Source organism: Phytohabitans kaempferiae (assembly GCF_042433955.1).
GTDB classification, from domain to species: Bacteria; Actinomycetota; Actinomycetes; order Mycobacteriales; family Micromonosporaceae; genus Phytohabitans; species Phytohabitans kaempferiae.
Window position 1 is genome coordinate 104,576 of the sequence record NZ_JBHLUH010000041.1, and the last position, 18,594, is coordinate 123,169.

Consider the following 18,594-nt stretch of genomic DNA (forward strand, 5'->3'; position numbering starts at 1 on the left):
ACGGGTGCGGCCCGCGACGACCGGGGGGTGTCGTCGCGGGCCGCGGAGGGGGTGGAATGCGTTAGGCGGTGAAGGTCATCCGACGCCGGCGGGCCAGGTAGAAGAGCACCGCGCCGATGGCCAGCAGCGCGAGCGCGCCACCGGCGATACCGCCAGCCGCGGCACCGGTCACCGGCAGCTCGGGGCCGCCGCCGCCCGCACCGGGCTCGCAGTCGTCGGGCGCGGTCCAGGCGATCGGCTCGCCCTCCTCGCCCTCGACCGACGGGGTCACGGTCAGGCCCTCGCTGGCCGGGAAGGTCGCCGACTTGGTCTCGCCCGGGGCGACGGTCAGCGTCTGCGGCTCACCGGTGTTCGGCGTGAGGGTGATGGTCACCGTCTCGCCGTCGGCCGGGTTCTTGACCGTGAAGATCATCTCGTCGCAGGTCAGCTCGATGTCGCCCTCGGGCTCGCCCGGTGCGACACAGTTCTCCGGCTCGGTCCAGGTGTACGTCCCGACCGGCTCTTCCTTGCCCTCCTGGCTCACCGTGATCTCACCGGCGTCGGCGGGCACCTGGATGTCGGTCTTGGTCTCGCCCGGCTCGAGCGTGAACGTCTCCTTGAACTCACCGGCGCTGACGGTCAGTTTGACCGCCGCGGTGGCCTCCTGGCCGTTGCCGAGGGTCACGTTGACGGTGCCCTCGCAGTCCGGCGAGAAGCTGGCGGTCGGGGCGGTCGTCGAGGGGACGTCCTTCTTGCACTCGCCGCCCAGCTCAACCGTCTTGGACTTGGCGTCGCGCTCGAGGTGGGCGCCGCGCTCCTTCTTCCACTTGGCCTTGACCGTCAGCGACGCGCTCGTGGCGTCACCGGGCACACGCTGCACGCCGACCACCGGAGTGTCCACGCTGTACGGGTAGTCGTTGCCCTCGGTCGTCCGGATCTCCGTGACGGTGGTGCCGGCCGGGGTGAGGTCGGCCTTGACCAGCTTGTAGCGCTCCACGCCCTGCGGGGCGAAGCTCGTCACGGTCCACGTGACGACCCACTCGCCGGTCTCGGTGTCGCAGACGGCCTTGCCGTCCACTTCGCTGTGGTGGGCGCTGGCCGGCGACGCGACCATGAGGGCCGCGGCGAGGCCCAGCGCGGCCGCGCCGACGAGGGCGAGCGGGCGGCGCAGCGACAGCTTCCTACGATTCACGCGTACTCCTGAACAAAGGGGGGTCTTCAGGGCGCGGCCCGGGGCTCAGGCATGGCACAGCCGGTCGCTGCGGAGTCCAGCCGCAACCCGTCCGACGCCTCCCCAGGTCGTCGTGTCGGCGAGGACGCTGCCGACACAGCGCACGACCTTAGCGGTTCCTGAAGGGGCGCAGAGGAATTGAAGCCAAACTAAGAATCCCGTTGTGAAGTCGTGATCTTCTATGGTCGGAGCGAAGCCGAATGGTGTCCCTGTGTAGTGGTGGGGCTGCTGTTACTGGTGTGACTCGCAGGGGCGTGGCGTAGCGTCAGCCCCATGACCCGCATCGTCGCCGGCACGCTGGGCGGCCGCCGGATCGCCGCGCCGCCCGGCGACCGCACGCGTCCCACGTCAGACCGCGTGCGCGAGGCGCTCTTCAGCGCGCTGGAGTCGATGGCCGACCTGGAGGGGGCGCGGGTCGCCGACCTCTACGCCGGCTCCGGCGCGGTCGGTCTCGAAGCGCTCTCCCGCGGGGCGGCGCACGTGCTGCTGGTGGAGTCGGATGCCCGGGTCGCCCGGATCGTCCGGCAGAACATCGCGGCGCTCGGCGTCGGCTCGGCCGCCCGGCTCGCCACCGCCAAGGTGAGCACCGTGCTCGCGGCCGGGCCGGAGGGGGGCGGATACCCGGAGGGGGGCGGATACGACGTGGTCTTCGCCGACCCGCCGTACGCCGTACCCGACGAGGAGGTCACCGCCGTGCAGGCGGCCCTCGTCGACGGTGGCTGGCTGGCGGCGGACGCCGTGGTGGTCATCGAGCGTTCCACGCGCTCACGGGCGCTGACCTGGGTGAAAGGAATCACCGGCGAGCACAGCCGGCGATACGGCGAGACGACGCTTTGGTACGGTCGCCGATCGTGAGACGTGCGGTGTGTCCCGGCTCGTTCGACCCGGTGACCAACGGGCATCTGGACATCGTCGGCCGGGCCAGCAGGCTCTTCGACGAGCTCATCGTGGGCGTGTTGATCAACCAGTCGAAGACCGGCCTCTTCACGGAGGACGAGCGCATCGACATGCTGCGCGAGGTCACCAAGGGGTACGACAACGTGCGGGTCCTGTCGTTCCGGGGCCTGCTGGTCGACTTCTGCCGCAAGCACGACGCGGCAGTGGTGGTCAAGGGCCTGCGCGCGGTGAGCGACTTCGACTACGAGCTGCAGATGGCGCAGATGAACATTGGGCTCGCCGGCGTCGAGACGCTGTTCATGCCGACCAACCCCCTCTACTCGTTCCTCTCGTCGAGCCTCGTCAAGGAGGTCGCGAAGTGGGGCGGTGACGTGTCGTCCCATGTGCCTGACGTGGTGGCCGCACGGCTGCTGGAGCGCCTGGGCGGCTGACCGCCCCGACCGCGCTGTCCGCCCGGCCGGAGGGCCGCCCCTGGGCGGGGGAGCGCCCCGACCGGATGGCCGATTGCCGGAGAGCCGGATGACCGCTGGTGGTGTCGGTGACGGCACTGCGACACAGGGCGACGCGCCCGGCGGAACGTGAGTGGGCGTACCTTTCGGTCCTGGGGCCGCATCATGGGGTGACCACCCTCATCATGTGAGGGTCGGCTGTGGACGACAGGAGTGAGGCGCCGGTGGACCCGCTCGACCGCATCGACGAGATCATCGCCATCGTGGAGGCTGCCCGGTCGGTCCCCATGTCGCGCACCAACTGCATGGTGGATCGCGGCGAGATGATCGGCGCCCTCGACCAGCTCCGCGCCGAGCTTCCCAGCGAGCTGCGGCGGGCCTCGGCCCTGCTGGACGAGCGCGACAAGATCATCGACGCTGGGCGGCGGGAGGCTGACCGGATCATCAGCGAGGGTGAGACGGAGCACGCCCGGCTCGTCTCGGTCAACGAGATCACCGTCTCCGCCGAGCACGAGGGTGCCCGGATCATCGCCGAGGCCCGCGCCGAGGCCCAGCGGCTGCGCGAGGAGGTCGACGACTACGTCGACACCGCGCTGGCCAACTTCGAGCAGTTCCTCACCCGGGCGCTCGCCTCGATCGAGCGAGGCCGCGACAAGATGCACGCGCTCCGCGAGATCGGCACGTTCACCGGGGAGGAGAACGAGCGGCCCCTCCCGTTCTGAGCGGACCGGGGCGGTTCGACGCCGGACCGATGCCTCGGGTACCGTAGACCGTCGGCCTCCTACCAGGCCGGAGTCTCACGATGCCCAATTACTCGCCGACCCACCTCGATCCCAGGTCGCCGCTGGTCCTCGACACGAGGGAGCTGCCGCGCCGACCTGGTGCGATGCGTACGGTCAATCGGGTGGTGCCGGCACCGGCAGACCTCGGGCTGGAGCTGATCGGGGTGCCCGAAGGCGCCGATCTCACCCTCGACCTGAGGATGGAGTCGGTGTCCGAGGGAGTGCTGGTTTCCGGCACCGCGTCCGCCGCTGTGGCGGGCGAGTGCGGCCGGTGCCTGCGCCCGATCAGCGACTCGGTGGTCGTCCCGATCCAGGAGCTGTATGCGTACGAGCACAGCACCACGGACGAGACGACCGACGAAGACGAGGTAGGCCGGTTGCAGGGAGACCTGGTCGACCTGGAGCCGGTGCTGCGGGATGCGGTGGTGCTCGCGCTGCCCACCAACCCGCTGTGCCGAGAAGACTGTCCAGGGCTGTGCCCCGAGTGTGGGGTGCACTGGGACGAGCTGCCGGCTGGTCACAGCCACGAGCAGGTCGATCCCCGGTGGGCGGCCCTGTCGCAACTGAACCGGAAAGAGGAGTAGGAACCGTGGCGGTCCCCAAGCGCAAGATGTCGCGCAGCAACACCCGGTCGCGCCGGGCCCAGTGGAAGGCCACGGCGGTGGCGACGGTGGCCTGCCCGCAGTGCCGCTCGCCGAAGCTCCCGCACGCGGCGTGCACCGTCTGCGGCACGTACAACGGCCGTCAGGTCATCGAGGTCTGACCCGAGCCGCGCGTGGAACTCCCGACCCCGGGTCGGGCAGCTCCGGTTCCAGCCGCCGGCCGGCCTCGTCCGGCCGGCGTTCACGTAGAACCGGGCATCGCGCGGATCGCCGTTGACCTCCTCGGCGGGGACGGGGCACCCGCCGTCGTGGTTGACGGCGCTCTGCGGGCATGCGACGCCGATCCCGACCTCCACCTGCTGCTCGTCGGCCCACCTGAAGTGGCCGGCGAGATGGTTGGCGCGCTCCCACCGGCTGAGCGGGAGCGCGTCTCTGTGCGCCCGGTCCGGGCGGTGGTCGGCATGGCCGACGCGCCCACCGGCGCCAAGCGCCCCGACACCACCGTCCGCGCCGCCGCGGCCGCCGTCGCCGAGGGGCGCGCCGACGCGCTCGTCTCGGCCGGGGCCAGCGGCGCGACCGTCACCGCCGCCGTGCTCGGGCTGGGCCGCTGGACCGGTGTACGCCGCCCGGCGCTCGTCGCGACCCTCCCGGCCGAAGCCGGCCCGGTGGTGCTGCTCGACGTGGGCGCGTCCGTCGAGGCGCGCCCCGGCACGCTGGCCCGCCACGCCGCGCTCGGCGCCGCGTACGCCGCCGCCGTCCACCACATGCCCAGTCCCCGGGTCGGCCTGCTGTCGATCGGCACCGAGCCGGGCAAGGGAGACCGGGCGCGGCGCGTCGCCGACCCGTTCATCGCGGCGCAGCCCCTCCCCTCCGGTGCCCGGTACGTCGGGCTCGTCGAGGGCTACGAAGTGTCGCTAGGTGCCCGCGCCGACGTGATCGTCGCCGACGGGTTCACCGGAAACGTGCTGCTCAAGGGCATCGAAGGCACATACACACGCTGCCGCCCGGACCGGGTCGAGACCCCGCACCGGGCCGCGGCGCTGGTGGGCGTCGGTGGTGTCGTGGTGGTCTGCCACGGCGCCGCGACCGGCGCCGACGTCGCCTCCGGCATCGCCCTCGCCGCAGACCTGCACCGCCGCGCCGCGGCCACCGAGATCGCCACGTTGCTAGGGGTGAGTCATGGATAAGCGCAAGCGGCCGCCGGCCGACCATCTGGAGGCGGCGTTCGGCGTCGCCCTCGACTCGGAGTTGCTGGAACGGGCGCTGACGCACCGCTCCTACGCGTACGAGAACGGGGGGCTGCCGACCAACGAGCGGCTTGAGTTCCTCGGCGACTCGGTGCTCGGGGTGGTGATCACGACCGCGCTCTTCCACAACCACCCCGACTTGCCCGAGGGACAGCTCGCCAAGCTGCGCGCGAGCGTGGTCAACATGCGCGCGCTCGCCGAAGTGGCGCGCGGGCTGGGTCCGCTCGGGCTGGGGCCGTACCTGCTGCTCGGCAAGGGCGAGGAGACCACCGGCGGGCGGGACAAGGCGAGCATCCTCGCCGACACGCTGGAGGCGCTGCTCGGCGCGATCTACCTCCAGTACGGGCTGGACGCCACCTCCGGCGTGATCCACCGCCTCTTCGACCCGCTGATGGCCGAGTCGGCGGGGCGGGGTGCCGGGCTCGACTGGAAGACGAGCCTCCAGGAGCTGACCGCCTCGCTGGGGCTGGGCGTGCCGGAGTACCGGATCGACGAGGCGGGCCCCGACCACGCCAAGACCTTCACCGCGTGGGTCGTCGTGGCCGGCGACCGGTACGGCGGCGCCGAGGGACGCAGCAAGAAGGAGGCCGAGCAGCGGGCGGCCGAGGCGGCGTACCGCACGCTGTCCGCGAAGTTCGGCGAGGCCGCTGGAGCGTCCGCCGCCAGCGTGTCCCCGCCCGCCGTCGCGAGTCCGGCCGTGGGCGTCCCGGAGGCGGGAGGGGACAGTGCCGGAGCTTCCTGAGGTCGAGACCGTCCGCCAAGGGCTGGCCAAGTGGGTGACCGGGCGGCGGATCGCGGCGGTCGAGGTACGCCATCCACGGGCCATCCGCCGGCACCTGCCCGGCGCCGACCACTTCGCGGCCGTGCTCGCCGGTCACCGGGTCGTCGACGTGTGCCGGCGCGGCAAGTACCTGTGGCTGCCGCTCGACTCGGGCGACGCGATCATCGGCCACCTCGGCATGTCCGGCCAGCTGCTCTTCCAGCCCGGCGACGCGCCCGACGAGGTACACCTGCGGATCCGGTTCCGCTTCGACGACGACGGGCCGGAGCTGCGCTTCGTCGACCAGCGCACGTTCGGCGGGCTCTCCGTCTCGCCGGGCGGCGCCGAGCTGCCCGCCGAGATCGCGCACATCGCCCGCGACCCGATGGACCCGCTCTTCTCCGACGTCGACTTCGTGACCAACCTGCGCCGCAAGCACACCGAGGTGAAGCGGGCCCTGCTCGACCAGACGCTGATCTCCGGAGTGGGCAACATCTACGCGGACGAGGCGCTGTGGCGGTCCAAACTGCACGGTGCCCGCGCCACCGACGCGATCACCAAGCCGGCCGCGGCCCGGCTGCTCGGGCACATCCGCGAGGTGCTCTCCGAGGCGCTGGTGGCGGGCGGCACGAGCTTCGACGCGCTCTACGTCAACGTCAACGGGGAGAGTGGCTACTTCGACCGCTCGCTCAACGTGTACGGCCGCGAAGGCGAGCCCTGCAACCGCTGCGGCGCCCCGATCCGCCGCGAGGCGTTCATGAACCGCTCCTCGTACTCGTGCCCGAAGTGCCAGCCCCGTCCCCGTTCGCCGGTCAGGGCAAGCTAGAGAGGGCGCGGCCGGCTGGGCTCAATGCTGGACGACTTGTGGCGCCATGCCAGCCATGACTCGTCTAGCGATCTTCCGCTTTCCGTTGCGGCTCGATTTGGTGTGGCAGAGGGGAGCTGCCGCGATGTCCGCCGTGCTCCGGGCCGCTGCTCCCGCAGCCTCTCCCTCCGCGTCCCCACGATCGCGACCCGGCCCAACACGGGCGGGCCTCGGCCCGGGAGGCAGGTCGGGTCCGTGTTCAGGAGAGCTGTCGAGCTGGGCGCACCGACGCGCCCAAATCGCGCCGCATCGTCGGCACGCTCTCTCAGTTTCGAGATCGGTCGGGGATAGTTCGTTGGACCGGTGGCGCTCGGACCGTCCACCGGGCAGGGCAGCCTCTGGATTAGGACGAGTTATGGCTGCTATTGACGCCACAGGTCGTCTAGATCCGGCAGGCTCGCTGTGATCATTGAGGCGTTAGGGCGCTGGCCGGCCCACAAGCGGCCGGCTCAGCCGTGATCCGGGTGCCAACCTCGCGAGCTGGCGGCGTGGGCGCGTTGGTGCGCCCAGCTCGACAGCCTTTTCTGAACATGAACTCCGAGGCGCAACCCCAGGGGCCGGGGCTTGACCCGCGGGCCTGGCAGCGGAGGCCGGGGTTTCGGGGAGCGCCAGCGAGCCGCCGGACGGAGCGGTGCCCGCGGGAGCGTGCGGTCCGCAGGTGACGCGGACCGGGGTTCGGCATCGGGGCGGACCCCCAGGGCCGAAAGTCTCTGGTCGGGGTAATTCCCGAGGTGCGACTTCCGGGGCCGCAGCGGGTCGCTCCCGGATGTCGCCGAGCCGGTCGCTGCCTAGCGTCAGGTGCTGTGGACAGGACTCTGGCGGAGGGGGAGCCCGCGATGGGCAGGCGACCGATGACGGTGCGCGTCGCGCGGTGGAGCGCGGAGCACCCATGGCGGGCCATCGCGCTGTGGGCGGTGTTCGTGGCGGTCTGCTTCGTGGGCGGCAACGCGGCCGGTCTCAACGAGGCGACCGACGAGGATCAGGCGATCGGCGAGGCCGGTCGCGCGTCCGTAATCGAGATTCACGGTGACTTCGACAACCCGGCGGTGGAGAACATCCTGATCACCGCCCCCAGTGGAGCGTTGGACCGGGCGGCGGCGGACGCGGCGGCCGCCGACGCGGTGAGCCGGATGAGCGCCACCGAGGGCGTGGCGAAGGTCGACCCGCCCATCCCGGCGCGGGACGGCTCGGCGCTGCTCATCCCGATCACCATGAGCGGCGAGCGGGAGGACGCCGCGGACCGGCTCCAGCCGCTGGAGGAGACGACCGCCGCGCTCCAGGCGGCGCATCCAGGCGTACGCGTCGACGAGGTGGGCGGCCCCTCCATCAACAAGGCGCTGGACGCGACGCTCGGCGAGGACTTCAAGCGCGCCGAGATCCTGAGCCTGCCGGTCACGCTGGCGATCCTCGTCGTCGCGTTCGGCGCGTTGATCGCGGCCGGCGTACCGGTGCTGCTCGCCATGTCGTCGGTCTTCGCGGCGATGGGCCTGTCCACGATCGCCTCGCACCTGCTGCCGGCGACCGACACGACCAACAGCGTGATCCTGCTGATCGGCCTCGCGGTCGGCGTCGACTACTCGCTCTTCTACATCCGGCGCGAGCGGGAGGAACGCGCCAAGGGGCGCAGCCACATCGACGCGGTGGAGATCGCGGCGGAGACCTCCGGGCACGCGGTGGTGGTCTCCGGCCTGGCCGTCATGATCGCGATGGCTGGCCTCTTCCTCGCCACCGACGTGGTGTTCTCCTCGCTGGCCGTCGGCTCGATCCTGGTGGTGGCGGTCTCGGTGATCGGCTCGCTGACCGTGCTGCCGGCGGTGCTCGGCAAGCTCGGCCGCTGGGTCGACCGCCCGCGCGTGCCGCTGCTGTGGCGCCTCCAAACCCGCCGCTCCGGCGCGTCCCGCTTCTGGCCGGCGATCCTGCGGCCGGCGCTGCGCCGCCCGCTGCTCGCCCTGGTGCTGTCGGTCGGCGCGCTCCTCGCCCTGGCGGTGCCCGCCGCCGGGATGAAGCTGAAGTTTCCCGGCATGGAGGACCTGCCCCGCACCACGCCGGCGATGCAGGCGTACGACCGGCTGACCGCGGCCTTCCCGAGCACCGGCACGGCGCACAACCTCGCCGTGGAGGCGCCGGCGGCGGAGGCGGCCCAGGTGCGGGAGACGCTGGCCGCCCTGGCCCGGAAGGTCGGCGGCGACCCGCTCTTCGCCCCCGTGGAGGCGGACGGGCCGGACATCGAGCAGTCCGCCGACGGCACGGTGACGATGCTGCGGATCGCGACGCCGTACCACTCGCGCACCGACGAGGCGCGGCAGTCGCTGGACAAGCTCCGCGACGTGTACGTGCCGGAGGCGATGGCCGGCCTGTCCAACGTGGAGTACGCGGTCGGCGGGGACGTGGCCGGCAGCGTCGACTACGCCTCGCACGTACGCGAGAAGCTGCCGCTGGTGATGGCGTTCGTGCTGATCCTCACGTTCGTGGTGATGGTGCTGACGTTCCGCTCGGTGGTGGTGGCGCTCACCTCGATCGTGCTCAACCTGCTCTCGGTCGGCGCCGCGTACGGCCTGCTGGTGCTGGTCTTCCAGGGCACCTGGGCGGAAGGGCTGCTCGGCTTCACGTCGATGGAGTCGATCGTGACCTGGCTGCCGCTCTTCCTCTTCGTCGTCCTCTTCGGACTCTCCATGGACTACCACGTCTTCGTGGTCAGCCGGATCCGTGAGGCGGTGCGGCGCGGAGTGTCCAACCGGGACGCCGTGGCGTACGGCATCACGAACTCGGCCGGCACGGTGAGCAGCGCGGCGATCGTGATGGTGGCGGTCTTCTCCATCTTCGCCACGCTCAGCACGATCGACATGAAGCAGCTCGGCGTCGGCCTGGCCGCGGCCATCCTGCTCGACGCGACCATCATCCGCGCGGTCGTGCTGCCCTCGGCGATGACGCTGCTGGGCGACGCCAACTGGTGGACACCGCGCCTGCGGCGCAAGCGCCCGTCGGCCAGGCACGCCAGGACCCCGGAGCGGGAGCTGGTCTCGGTCCACTGAGCACAGTCAGGCGGCTACCAGGTGCGGGCCTCGGCGACCACGCCGAAGCCCGCACCGCGCCACTCCATCATCCGGCGGGCCACCTCGGTCTGGGCGGCCGGCACGCCGTAGACCAGGTGGCCGTCGCCGGGCACCGCGCCCTCGCCCGACCACCGCTGGTACTCCGCCCAGTCACCGTCGAAGACGCAGATCGCCGCGTCCAGGCTCCGGTACGCCGGGTCGACCGGCCCGCGCGCGTTGAGCACCACCAGGTCGAAGCCGACCCGGCGGGCCACTCGCACCGCCAGCGCGACCACGCCCAGCCCGGCCGGGTCGCCGGGGATCCGGTCCAGGAAGATCCCCTCGTGCGGCTGTGCCGCCTGCCGCTCCACCGCGTCGAGCACGTCGGCGAGGGGACGCTCCCCGTGCCTGAGGTCGACCTTGGCAAACTGTCCCATCAGTAGCGCTCCGGATCGAAGACGGCGTGCGCGGCGAGCACGAGACCGGCGAGGTAGGTGGCCGCGAGCGCGGCGACGGTGGTGGGCAGCAGCGTGCCGCCGGCCACCAGCGCGCCGAGGGGCGCGGCCGCGAGCGCCGCCGCGGCCAGCCGGCGCCCCCGCGCGGCGAGGAGTGTGGTCAGCGCCAGGACGCCACCGAGCAGCAGCACCGCCGCGCAGCCGAGCACCAGCCCGCGCGCGCCCGGATGGCTGGAGAGCAGGTACGGCAGCCGGTAGGCCGCCGCGCCCAGCCCCACCCCGGCCACCAGCGGCGGCACCAGCGCCCCCACGGTCACCGTGCCGAGGTCACGCACCTCCGCGTGGAAGGCGCGCAGGTCGTCGTGCGCGTCCGTCGCGGTGGCGGCGCGGGCTTCGTGCCAGCACACCACGAAGACCAGCAGGGGTACGCCGAGCGCGAGTACCGCCGCGTCCGGAGCGGCCCGCCACACGAGTACGGCGGTGGCGCCCTGGCAGAGCGCCACGAGCACGCCGGTGACCGGGGCGTGCGCGCGGATCCGCAGCGCGGCGGCGAGCAGGAGGGCGGCCGCCACCGGCAGCACCTCGACCCGGTCCCAGAGGCCGGCCAGCAGCGCCCCGGCGGCCAGCCACGCCGGCACCGCCCAGCGCAGCCCGGTCCGGGCGCCCGCCACCAGCGCGTACCCGGTCAGCCCCACCGCCACCGCCAGGCCCCGGTCGGGACCGGCGAGCGTGGCGGGGGCGAGCCCGCAGGCGGCGGCGGTCAGGAGCGCGCCGGCGGCGGCGTACGCGCGGCCACGCGCCCCGGCCCACCCCAGCACGGCGGCCACCGCCGGTACCGCCCAACCGACCCGGGCCAGCTCGTCGGCGGCGGCGAGCGCGCAGACCACCGGCGTGAGCAGGAGCGCGGAGCGGCGCAGGGCGGCCCGCACGTACGGCACCGGCCGGGGCGCGCGCACCGGCGGGCGCTCCAGGTGGGCGAGCACCGCCTCGCCGAGCGCGAACACCGTGGGCACGCCGTACCGCCGCTCGGCCAGCCGGTCGCTGATGCCGGCGGCTTCGAGCGCGGCGACCAGCTCGTCGACGTCGACCACGCCCCGCTCGAACCGCCGGGCCAGCTCCGCCACGGATTCGCTCACGCGGCCACGTCCCGGTACAGGTGGTCGTAGGCGCGGCGCATACCGTCCACTGTGAAGAGTCGCAGCGCCCGCGCCCGACCCGCGGCGCCCAGCCACTGCCGCCGCTCGGGGTCGCGGAGCAGCTCGACGCAGGCCCTGCCGAGCGCGACCGGGTCGCCCGGCGGCACGACCACACCGGCGTCGCCCACCGCCTCGGCCACCGCGCCCACGTCGGTGCTGACCGTGGCCCGGCCGCAGAGCATCGCCTCGACCAGCGCGTCCGGCGTGTGCTCGGTGACGCTGGAGGAGACGACCAGGTGGCCGGCGGCGTACGCCTCGCGGCTGGACGGCACCGGCCCGGTGAACACCACGCTGTCGCCGAGCCGCAGCCGGTCGGCGAGGCGGCGGCAGGTGTCCGCGTACCCGGTGTCGGTCTCCGGCCCGGAGAGGCGCAGCCCGGCGTGTGGTACCGCGTCCCGTACCTGCCGGAATGCCCGGATCAGTGTTTGCAGGTCCTTGTGTGGTGCGATCTGCCCGACCCAGACCAGGGTCGGCGCGGGCGGCTCGGTCTCCAGGGGCGCGTACCGCACCGGCTCGACCCCGCCCGGCACGACCACGACCTTGGCCGGGTCGGCGCCGTCGCGCAGCTCCCACCGCTGGTTGAAGCGGCTGGCCGAGACCACGAGCGCGGCCTCGGCGTACCCGATCCGGCGCAGCGCCCGGTGGTAGCGCAGCAGTACCGCCTTGACCGCGTCCGGGCCCTCGACCGCGGCGGGCGGGCGGTCCTCGGTGAGCAGGAACGGGGTACCCGCCTGCCACCGCGCGGCGAGCGCCACCAGCAGCGCCGGCCCGGCGGCGACGGCGTGGCAGAGCTCGGCGGCCGGCGGGCGTACCGAGAGCGGCAGCAGCGCCTGGTGGAGGTGCTCTGCCGCGAGCCGGGCGTCCCGTACCGAGAGGCGGGGGAGCGCCGGCTCGCACCGGGCCGTCTGCCAGGCGTCGAGCAGCACGTCGGAGACGGGTACGCCGCGCAGCGGGGGACCACCGGCCAGCGCCAGGTCGGCGAGCAGGCGCAGGCTCTCGGCGAACATCGCGGTGCCCTGCTCGCCGTCGGAGAGCAGCCCACGGCAGAGGAGTACCGCCGCCGCGGTGGCCGCCCGCCGGTGGCGGTGCCGGGCCAGCCGCCCGGCTGGGGCGGGCCGGGGCTCGGCGGCGGGATGGAGGAGGGCGTGGACCGGGAGGGCGTACGCCGGCTCCCGCCGCGCCTCCTCGTCGCCACCGAGCGCGACCAGGTGGAACGTGTGCCGGTCGAGCCCGTGCACCAGCCGGTGGCACCAGTCGCCGGCGCCACCCCTGACGTACGGGTAGGAATCGTCCGTGATAAGCGCAACCCGCATGCAGGGGGCAACGATCGAGGTCGAACCCTAAGGGCGTGTTGTCGGCTACGCGACAGCGCGGCCCCGCTGTACTGGGCGCGACCCGCTACACCGGGCGCGACCCGCTACACCAGGCGGACCCGCTACACCGCAGAACCGAACATCTGTGTCCAGTACGGCGTGCCGTTGCTCGCGTACGCCAGCCCCACGCCGATCGCCTTCGCGTCGCAGTTGAGGATGTTGGCGCGGTGGCCGTCGCTGTTCATCCAGCCGTCCATGACCGCGGCCGAGGTGCGGTAGCCGGCGGCCACGTTCTCGCCGATCGCGTTGTCGTAGCCGGCCCGCTCCGAGCGCTGCCAGGGCGAGCTGCCGTCACTGCCCGTGTGCGACATGTTGTTGTGGTCGGCCTGGTCCTGGCTGTGCAGGCGGGCCGCGTTCGCGAGCCTGGTGTTGACCCTGACCGGGCCGCAGCCGGCCTCCGCCCGCTCCTGGTTTGTGATCTCCACGACCCGGTTCTCGTCGGCGGACTGGGCGGTGCTGGTGCCGGTGCCCCCGCCGGCGGGCGGGCGGGTCGTGGCGCGGGTCGTCGAGCGCTTGGGCGTGGGGTTCGTGGTGGCCCGGGGGGTGGCCTTGGCGGTGGGCGTCGGCGTGGGCGTGGCCGCCGGAGTCGCGTCCGGGCTGGTGGTGGGGGTCGCGGTGGCGGCGAGCGCGATGCCGAACCCGCCGATGCCGCCCGCTTCGTCCGTACGGTCAGAAGCCGTCCGGTTAGTCCCGGAATCTCCGCCGCCGGTCAGGCTTGGCCGGAGGATCGCCGCGCCCGCTCCGAAGGCCAGCAGCAGGACGCCGACCAGCACCGCGAGGCCGAGAGGGCCAGGCAGGCGGCTCGTGGGCCGGTGCCGGCCGGTGTGCCGCGTCGGCGCGTCGGCGTCCATAGGGTCCTTCCAGGGCGGATGTGTGGGCCGAGCCGGACGGTACGGGGGCGCTCCCACCTGGGCAATCGCCCTAAGGAAGATCTAAGGCGCCGCCAAGGATCATGTTGATCATGGCTGAGTCGGGTGATCTGGGCCCGGTTAACTTGACGAAGGGGGGCCGCGCGGCGGAGTATAGGGACGTCGCCAGTCGCGCCCGATCATGCCCGCGCGTGCCCGTGGGCTGATAGTCGCGAAAATTGCTGGGCGCGCGTTGGCCGGCCACTCCGGCAGCGCATTACAAGGAGACGATATGGCGAAGGCCCTCTACGGCCACGTTGGTGCGGCGCCTGATCGGCGCCTCCTCGACGAGGTCACCCGACTGCGTGCCAGGGTTCAGGCACTGGAGTTCGAGGTCACTAGGCTGCGTGCTGAAAACGACCGGCTCGCGGCGGCTGCGGCCGAGGCGGGAGATCTGCTGAGGATCCCCGAACCGGCACTGACCTGATCTCCGGGCGCCGGGCTGCCGGCGCCCACCGCCTGACAACTCAATCGCATCGCTCAAATCGCGCGCCGACACAACAAGTGGCGGCGCGCAGCTTTTTGCCTTCATCCGATCGTTGGCACACGGGACGAGCGCGGCGTGTCAGGTGCCCGGCCTGGGGCCGGGTTACTCTCCCAGTGAGATGTCATCTGCGAGTGGATAGAAAGACGTGCATTTAAAGAGCCTGACGGTGAAGGGCTTCAAGTCCTTCGCCTCCGCCACGACGTTGCGACTGGAGCCGGGCATCACCTGTGTGGTGGGCCCCAACGGCTCCGGTAAGTCCAACGTCGTCGATGCGATCGCCTGGGTCCTGGGCGAGCAGGGTGCGAAGGCGCTGCGCGGCGGAAAGATGGAAGACGTGATCTTCGCCGGCACTGCCGGTCGCGCGCCGCTGGGTCGCGCCGAGGTCACGCTCACCATCGACAACACCGACGGCGCGCTGCCGATCGACTACACCGAGGTGTCGATCACGCGGCGGATGTTCCGGTCGGGCGAGAGTGAGTACGAGATCAACGGCAGCTCCTGCCGCCTGCTCGACATCCAGGAGCTGCTCTCCGACTCCGGCATCGGCCGGGAGATGCACGTCATCGTGGGGCAGGGGCAGCTCGACGCCGTCCTGCACGCCAAGCCGGAAGACCGCCGCGCGTTCATCGAGGAGGCGGCCGGCGTCCTCAAGCACCGCAAGCGCAAGGAAAAGGCGCTGCGCAAGCTCGACGCGATGCAGGCCAACCTCAACCGGCTGACCGACCTCACCGCCGAGCTGCGCCGCCAGCTCAAGCCGCTGGGCAAGCAGGCCGAGGTGGCCCGGCGCGCGGCCGGCATCCAGGCCGACCTGCGCGATGCCCGGCTGCGCCTGCTTGCCGATGATCTGTCCACATTGCGCTCCACTCTGGACAAGGAGATCGCCGACGAGACCGCGCTGCGGGAGCGGCGCGAGCTGGTCGAGGAGCAGTACGGCGAGGTGCAGCGGCGGCTCGCCCAGCTGGAGGCGGCGCTCGCCGAGGACGCCCCGCTGCTCGCCGCGGCGCAGGACACCTGGTACAAGCTCTCCGCCCTCCAGGAGCGCTTCCGCTCCACGGAGCAGTTGGCCAGCGAGCGGCTGCGTCACCTCTCCGCCACGCCCGACGACGAGCGCCCGGGCCGCGACCCGGAGCAGCTGGCCGCCGAGGCGGAGAAGGTGCGCGCCCAGGAGGAGGAGCTGCGCGCCGCGCTCAAGGCCGACCAGGCGCACCTCGCCGAGGCCGTGGAGCGCCGCCAGGAGCTGGAGCGCCAGCTCGCCGACGCCGAGCGGGCACTGCGCGCCGCCGCGAAGGCGATCGCCGACCGCCGCGAAGGGCTGGCCAAGCTGACCGGGCAGGTCAACGCCGCCCGGGCCCGCACCACCAGCGCCGCCGAGGAGATCTCCCGGCTCGCCGCCGCGCACGCCGACGCGCAGGCCCGCGCCGAGAAGGCACAGGCCGAGGTGGACGCGGTCGCGGCGCTCTCCAGCGAGGCCGACCGGGACAACGCCGACCTCGACGCCCAGCACGACGAGGCGGTGGCCGCGCACGAAGAGGCAGCCGCCCGCGTACGCGCGCTGACCGACGCCGAGCGCGCGGCCGAGAAGGAAGCGGCTACCTGGAAGGCGCGCGAAGACGCCCTCGCGATGAGCCTGCGCCGCAAGGACGGGGCCGGCGCGCTGCTGGCCAAGGCCGACCAGGTGCCCGGCCTGCTGGGCAGCCTCGCCGGCATGCTGACCGTCGCGCCGGGCCACGAGGCGGCGCTCGCGGCGGCGCTCGGCGGGCTGGCCGACGCGGTCGCGGTGGCCGGCGTCGACGAGGCCACCGAGGCCATGCGGCTGCTCAAGATCCAGGACGCCGGGCGGGCCAGCCTCCTGGTCGGCAGCCCTGGCGGCCCCGGCATGATCGGGTCGCTCGACGCGCTCCGCCCGGTCCTGCCCGACGGCGCGAAGTGGGCGCCCGACGTGGTCGGCTGCCCCGACCAGATCCGCCCCGCGGTGCACCGGGCGCTGCGCGATGTCGTGCTCGTGCCGGATCTCGCCGCGGCGGGCCGGCTCGTGGCCGCCAACCCCGAGCTGCGCGCGGTCACGCCCGACGGCGATGTCGTCGGTGCGTACGCGGCGGCCGGTGGCTCGTCGAAGGCGCCCAGCTACATCGAGGTGCAGGCGGCGGTCGACGAGGCGAAGGCGAGGCGGGCCGAGGCCGAAGACGTGATGTCCGACGCCGCCGAGGAGCTCACCGAGGCGCGTGCCGAGGTGGCCGTCCGCAAGGAGGCGGTCAACGCCGCCTCCGCCGCCAAGAAGGAGGCCGAGGGGCAGCGCAACGCCGCCGCCCGCCGCCTCGCCGAGCTGGGCGCCGCCGCGCGTTCGGCCAAGGCGGAGACCGAGCGGCTGGCCGCCTCCCGGGCCAAGGCCGAGGAGGCCCGCGAGCGCGATCTGGCCGCCCTCGACGACCTCGAAGAGCGGCTGCGGCTCGCCGAAGACACCGCGGTCGACGAGGAGCCGGACACCGACGAGCGCGACCAGCTCGCCGCCGCCGTGCCACAGGCCCGGCAAAACGAGATGGAGGTACGCCTCGCGGTCCGCACCGCCGAGGAGCGGGTCGCCTCGATCTCCGGCCGGGCCGACTCGCTGGCCCGCCAGGCCGCCGCTGAGCGGGCCGCCCGCGAGCGCGCCGCCGCCCGCCGCGCCGCCCGCGCCCGGGGCGCCAACATCGCCCGTGCCGTCGAGGTCGGCGCCCGCGAGGCGCTCGCCCGGGTCGCGGTGTCGCTGGCCGACGCCGAGCGCACCCGCGACGAGATCGCCCAGTCGCGGTCCGCGCGTGAGGCCGAGCTTTCCGAGGTACGGGGTTCCGCCAAGCGCCTCGGCGCCGACCTGGAGCGGCTCACCAGCGAGGTGCACCGCGACGAGGTGGCCCGTGCCGAGCAGCGGATGCGGATCGAGCAGCTGGAGATCAAGGCGGCTGAAGACTTCGGGCTCGACGTGGAGACGCTGGTCGCCGAGTACGGGCCGCAGCAGCTCGTACCGCCGACCCAGGCCGAGGTCAACGCGGCCGAGGCCGACGGCAAGCCCGCCCCCGAGCCGGTCACGTACCACCGTCCCACGCAGGAGAAGCGAGCCGCCAAGGCGGAGCGCGAGCTGACCCTGCTCGGCAAGGTCAACCCGCTGGCGCTGGAGGAGTTCGCGGCGCTGGAGGAGCGGTTCAAGTTCCTCTCCGACCAGCTCGAAGACCTCAAGGCCACGCGGCGTGACCTGCTCACCGTGGTCAAAGACGTCGACGACCGCATCCTCGAGGTGTTCACCAGCGCGTACGAGGACACGGCCCGCGAGTTCCAGAACGTCTTCACGGTGCTCTTCCCCGGTGGCGAAGGGCGCCTCGTGCTCACCGACCCGGAAGACATGCTCACCACCGGCGTCGAGGTCGAGGCTCGCCCGCCCGGCAAGAAGATCAAGCGGCTCTCGCTGCTCTCCGGTGGCGAGCGCTCGCTGACCGCCGTCGCGATGCTGGTCGCCATCTTCCGCGCCCGGCCAAGCCCGTTCTACATCATGGACGAGGTCGAGGCCGCGCTCGACGACGTCAACCTCGGCCGCCTGATCACGCTCTTCGCCCAGCTCCGGGAGAAGAGCCAGCTGATCATCATCACTCACCAGAAGCGCACGATGGAGGTCGCCGACGCGCTGTACGGCGTGACCATGCGCAGCGGTGTCACCGAGGTGATCAGCCAGCGCCTCGCCAACAACGAGGACGCCTGACGTGCTGCGTACCCGCCCGACCGCCCTGCTGGTCGACCTCGACGGTGTCCTGCGCCGCTGGGATCCGGAGGTGCCCGCCCGGATCGAGGCGGCACACGGTCTCGCCGCCGGCTCGCTGGCGAAGACCGCGATGGAGTGGCCTCGCCTGCGTCCCGCGATCACCGGGGAGGTCACGCACGCCGACTGGATGGCGGGCGTGGCGGAGGCGCTGGACGCCCCGGTGGCGGTCACCGAGTGGCAGGAGTACCGCGGCGAGGTCGACCCGGACGTGCTGGCGTTCGTACGCGAGGCGCGCGCCGCGGGCGTACCGACCGGGCTGGCCACTAACGCCACCGACCTGCTCGACACCGACCTTGCCACGCTGGGGCTGACCGGCGAGTTCGACGCGGTGGTCAACTCCTCGGTGGTCGGCGCGCACAAGCCGACGCGGGAGTTCCTCGTGGCGGCGTGCCTGGCCCTGAGCACGCCTCCCAAGAGCGTGCTGCTCGTCGACGACTCCGACCGCTTCGTGCGCGGTGCCCGCGTGGTGGGGCTCTCGGCGTACCGCTGGAACGGCCCCGCCGACATCCCGTACCTCCGCGCCGCTCTCGGCCTCGCCTGACGC

The 18,594-nt window shown here is 73.0% G+C and carries 17 protein-coding genes; 12 read left to right on the forward strand and 5 right to left on the reverse strand.

Annotated elements, in window-relative coordinates; genetic code table 11:
• Positions 1 to 61: 61 nt before the first annotated feature.
• Positions 62 to 1,171, reverse strand: coding sequence for a cell wall anchor protein (locus ACFFIA_RS21090; RefSeq protein ID WP_377253267.1), 1,110 nt, complete (start codon positions 1,169 to 1,171; stop codon positions 62 to 64).
• A 312-nt stretch (positions 1,172 to 1,483) separates the two neighbouring features.
• On the opposite strand from ACFFIA_RS21090, the gene rsmD reads away from it, so the two are divergent.
• The 9 genes from rsmD to ACFFIA_RS21135 all read left to right on the forward strand — a co-directional run bounded on the left by rsmD (position 1,484) and on the right by ACFFIA_RS21135 (position 9,844).
• Entirely contained in the window at positions 1,484 to 2,065 is a 582-nt protein-coding gene (gene rsmD / locus ACFFIA_RS21095) for a 16S rRNA (guanine(966)-N(2))-methyltransferase RsmD (RefSeq protein ID WP_377253268.1), read from the forward strand.
• Positions 2,062 to 2,538, forward strand: coding sequence for a pantetheine-phosphate adenylyltransferase (gene coaD, locus ACFFIA_RS21100; protein WP_377253269.1), 477 nt, complete (start codon positions 2,062 to 2,064; stop codon positions 2,536 to 2,538). The genes rsmD and coaD overlap by 4 nt, the downstream gene beginning before the upstream one ends.
• A gap of 242 nt (positions 2,539 to 2,780) precedes the next feature.
• On the forward strand, positions 2,781 to 3,278 hold the full coding sequence (locus tag ACFFIA_RS21105; RefSeq protein ID WP_377253394.1) for an ATP synthase subunit B family protein: 498 nt from the start codon (positions 2,781 to 2,783) through the stop codon (positions 3,276 to 3,278).
• An 80-nt stretch (positions 3,279 to 3,358) separates the two neighbouring features.
• A complete protein-coding gene (locus ACFFIA_RS21110; protein WP_377253271.1) occupies positions 3,359 to 3,922 on the forward strand; it encodes a YceD family protein in 564 nt (187 codons plus the stop codon).
• Positions 3,923 to 3,927: 5 nt separating this feature from the next.
• Positions 3,928 to 4,101, forward strand: coding sequence for a 50S ribosomal protein L32 (gene rpmF / locus ACFFIA_RS21115; RefSeq protein WP_168113045.1), 174 nt, complete (start codon positions 3,928 to 3,930; stop codon positions 4,099 to 4,101).
• A 96-nt stretch (positions 4,102 to 4,197) separates the two neighbouring features.
• Entirely contained in the window at positions 4,198 to 5,127 is a 930-nt protein-coding gene (locus ACFFIA_RS21120) for a phosphate acyltransferase PlsX (RefSeq protein WP_377253395.1), read from the forward strand.
• Positions 5,120 to 5,929 (forward strand): ribonuclease III, encoded by an 810-nt coding sequence (gene rnc / locus ACFFIA_RS21125; RefSeq protein WP_377253272.1) that lies wholly within the window; start codon positions 5,120 to 5,122, stop codon positions 5,927 to 5,929. The genes ACFFIA_RS21120 and rnc overlap by 8 nt, the downstream gene beginning before the upstream one ends.
• The gene (gene mutM, locus ACFFIA_RS21130; RefSeq protein WP_377253274.1) at positions 5,913 to 6,773 is read left to right on the forward strand and encodes a bifunctional DNA-formamidopyrimidine glycosylase/DNA-(apurinic or apyrimidinic site) lyase; all 861 of its coding nucleotides are present in this window, start codon (positions 5,913 to 5,915) and stop codon (positions 6,771 to 6,773) included. The genes rnc and mutM overlap by 17 nt, the downstream gene beginning before the upstream one ends.
• Positions 6,774 to 7,648: 875 nt before the next feature.
• Positions 7,649 to 9,844 (forward strand): MMPL family transporter, encoded by a 2,196-nt coding sequence (locus ACFFIA_RS21135; protein ID WP_377253276.1) that lies wholly within the window; start codon positions 7,649 to 7,651, stop codon positions 9,842 to 9,844.
• Positions 9,845 to 9,858: 14 nt separating this feature from the next.
• On the opposite strand, the gene ACFFIA_RS21140 is transcribed toward ACFFIA_RS21135, so the two are convergent.
• From ACFFIA_RS21140 to ACFFIA_RS21155, 4 genes are all read right to left on the reverse strand, one after another.
• Complete coding sequence (locus ACFFIA_RS21140) at positions 9,859 to 10,281, reverse strand: putative glycoside hydrolase (protein ID WP_377253277.1); 423 nt, start codon at positions 10,279 to 10,281, stop codon at positions 9,859 to 9,861.
• Entirely contained in the window at positions 10,281 to 11,435 is a 1,155-nt protein-coding gene (locus tag ACFFIA_RS21145) for a hypothetical protein (RefSeq protein ID WP_377253279.1), read from the reverse strand. The genes ACFFIA_RS21140 and ACFFIA_RS21145 overlap by 1 nt, the downstream gene beginning before the upstream one ends.
• Positions 11,432 to 12,808, reverse strand: a complete 1,377-nt coding sequence (gene pelF / locus ACFFIA_RS21150; protein WP_377253280.1) for a GT4 family glycosyltransferase PelF — start codon at positions 12,806 to 12,808, stop codon at positions 11,432 to 11,434. Before pelF ends, ACFFIA_RS21145 begins: the two co-directional genes overlap by 4 nt.
• 122 nt (positions 12,809 to 12,930) lie before the next feature.
• Positions 12,931 to 13,719 carry a CAP domain-containing protein gene (locus tag ACFFIA_RS21155; RefSeq protein WP_377253282.1) on the reverse strand — a complete coding sequence of 263 codons (789 nt, stop codon included), beginning with the start codon at positions 13,717 to 13,719 and terminating at the stop codon, positions 12,931 to 12,933.
• 289 nt (positions 13,720 to 14,008) lie between these two features.
• Between ACFFIA_RS21155 and ACFFIA_RS21160 the strand changes: the two genes are divergently transcribed.
• From ACFFIA_RS21160 to ACFFIA_RS21170, 3 genes are all read left to right on the forward strand, one after another.
• Complete coding sequence (locus ACFFIA_RS21160) at positions 14,009 to 14,203, forward strand: hypothetical protein (protein WP_377253284.1); 195 nt, start codon at positions 14,009 to 14,011, stop codon at positions 14,201 to 14,203.
• A 205-nt stretch (positions 14,204 to 14,408) separates the two neighbouring features.
• Positions 14,409 to 17,990 (forward strand): chromosome segregation protein SMC, encoded by a 3,582-nt coding sequence (gene smc, locus ACFFIA_RS21165; protein WP_377253285.1) that lies wholly within the window; start codon positions 14,409 to 14,411, stop codon positions 17,988 to 17,990.
• 1 nt (position 17,991) lies between these two features.
• Positions 17,992 to 18,591, forward strand: a complete 600-nt coding sequence (locus ACFFIA_RS21170) for an HAD family hydrolase (RefSeq protein ID WP_377253287.1) — start codon at positions 17,992 to 17,994, stop codon at positions 18,589 to 18,591.
• Positions 18,592 to 18,594: the final 3 nt, after the last annotated feature.

Excerpts from the sequence above, each read along its gene's own strand:
- rsmD (WP_377253268.1), top strand. The coding sequence starts at position 1,484 with ATGACCCGCATCGTCGCCGGCACGCTGGGCGGCCGCCGGATCGCCGCG.
- ACFFIA_RS21110 (WP_377253271.1), top strand. The coding sequence starts at position 3,359 with ATGCCCAATTACTCGCCGACCCACCTCGATCCCAGGTCGCCGCTGGTC.
- rnc (WP_377253272.1), top strand. The coding sequence starts at position 5,120 with ATGGATAAGCGCAAGCGGCCGCCGGCCGACCATCTGGAGGCGGCGTTC.
- ACFFIA_RS21135 (WP_377253276.1), top strand. The coding sequence starts at position 7,649 with ATGGGCAGGCGACCGATGACGGTGCGCGTCGCGCGGTGGAGCGCGGAG.
- ACFFIA_RS21140 (WP_377253277.1), bottom strand. The coding sequence starts at position 10,281 with ATGGGACAGTTTGCCAAGGTCGACCTCAGGCACGGGGAGCGTCCCCTC.
- pelF (WP_377253280.1), bottom strand. The coding sequence starts at position 12,808 with ATGCGGGTTGCGCTTATCACGGACGATTCCTACCCGTACGTCAGGGGT.
- ACFFIA_RS21155 (WP_377253282.1), bottom strand. The coding sequence starts at position 13,719 with ATGGACGCCGACGCGCCGACGCGGCACACCGGCCGGCACCGGCCCACG.
- ACFFIA_RS21160 (WP_377253284.1), top strand. The coding sequence starts at position 14,009 with ATGGCGAAGGCCCTCTACGGCCACGTTGGTGCGGCGCCTGATCGGCGC.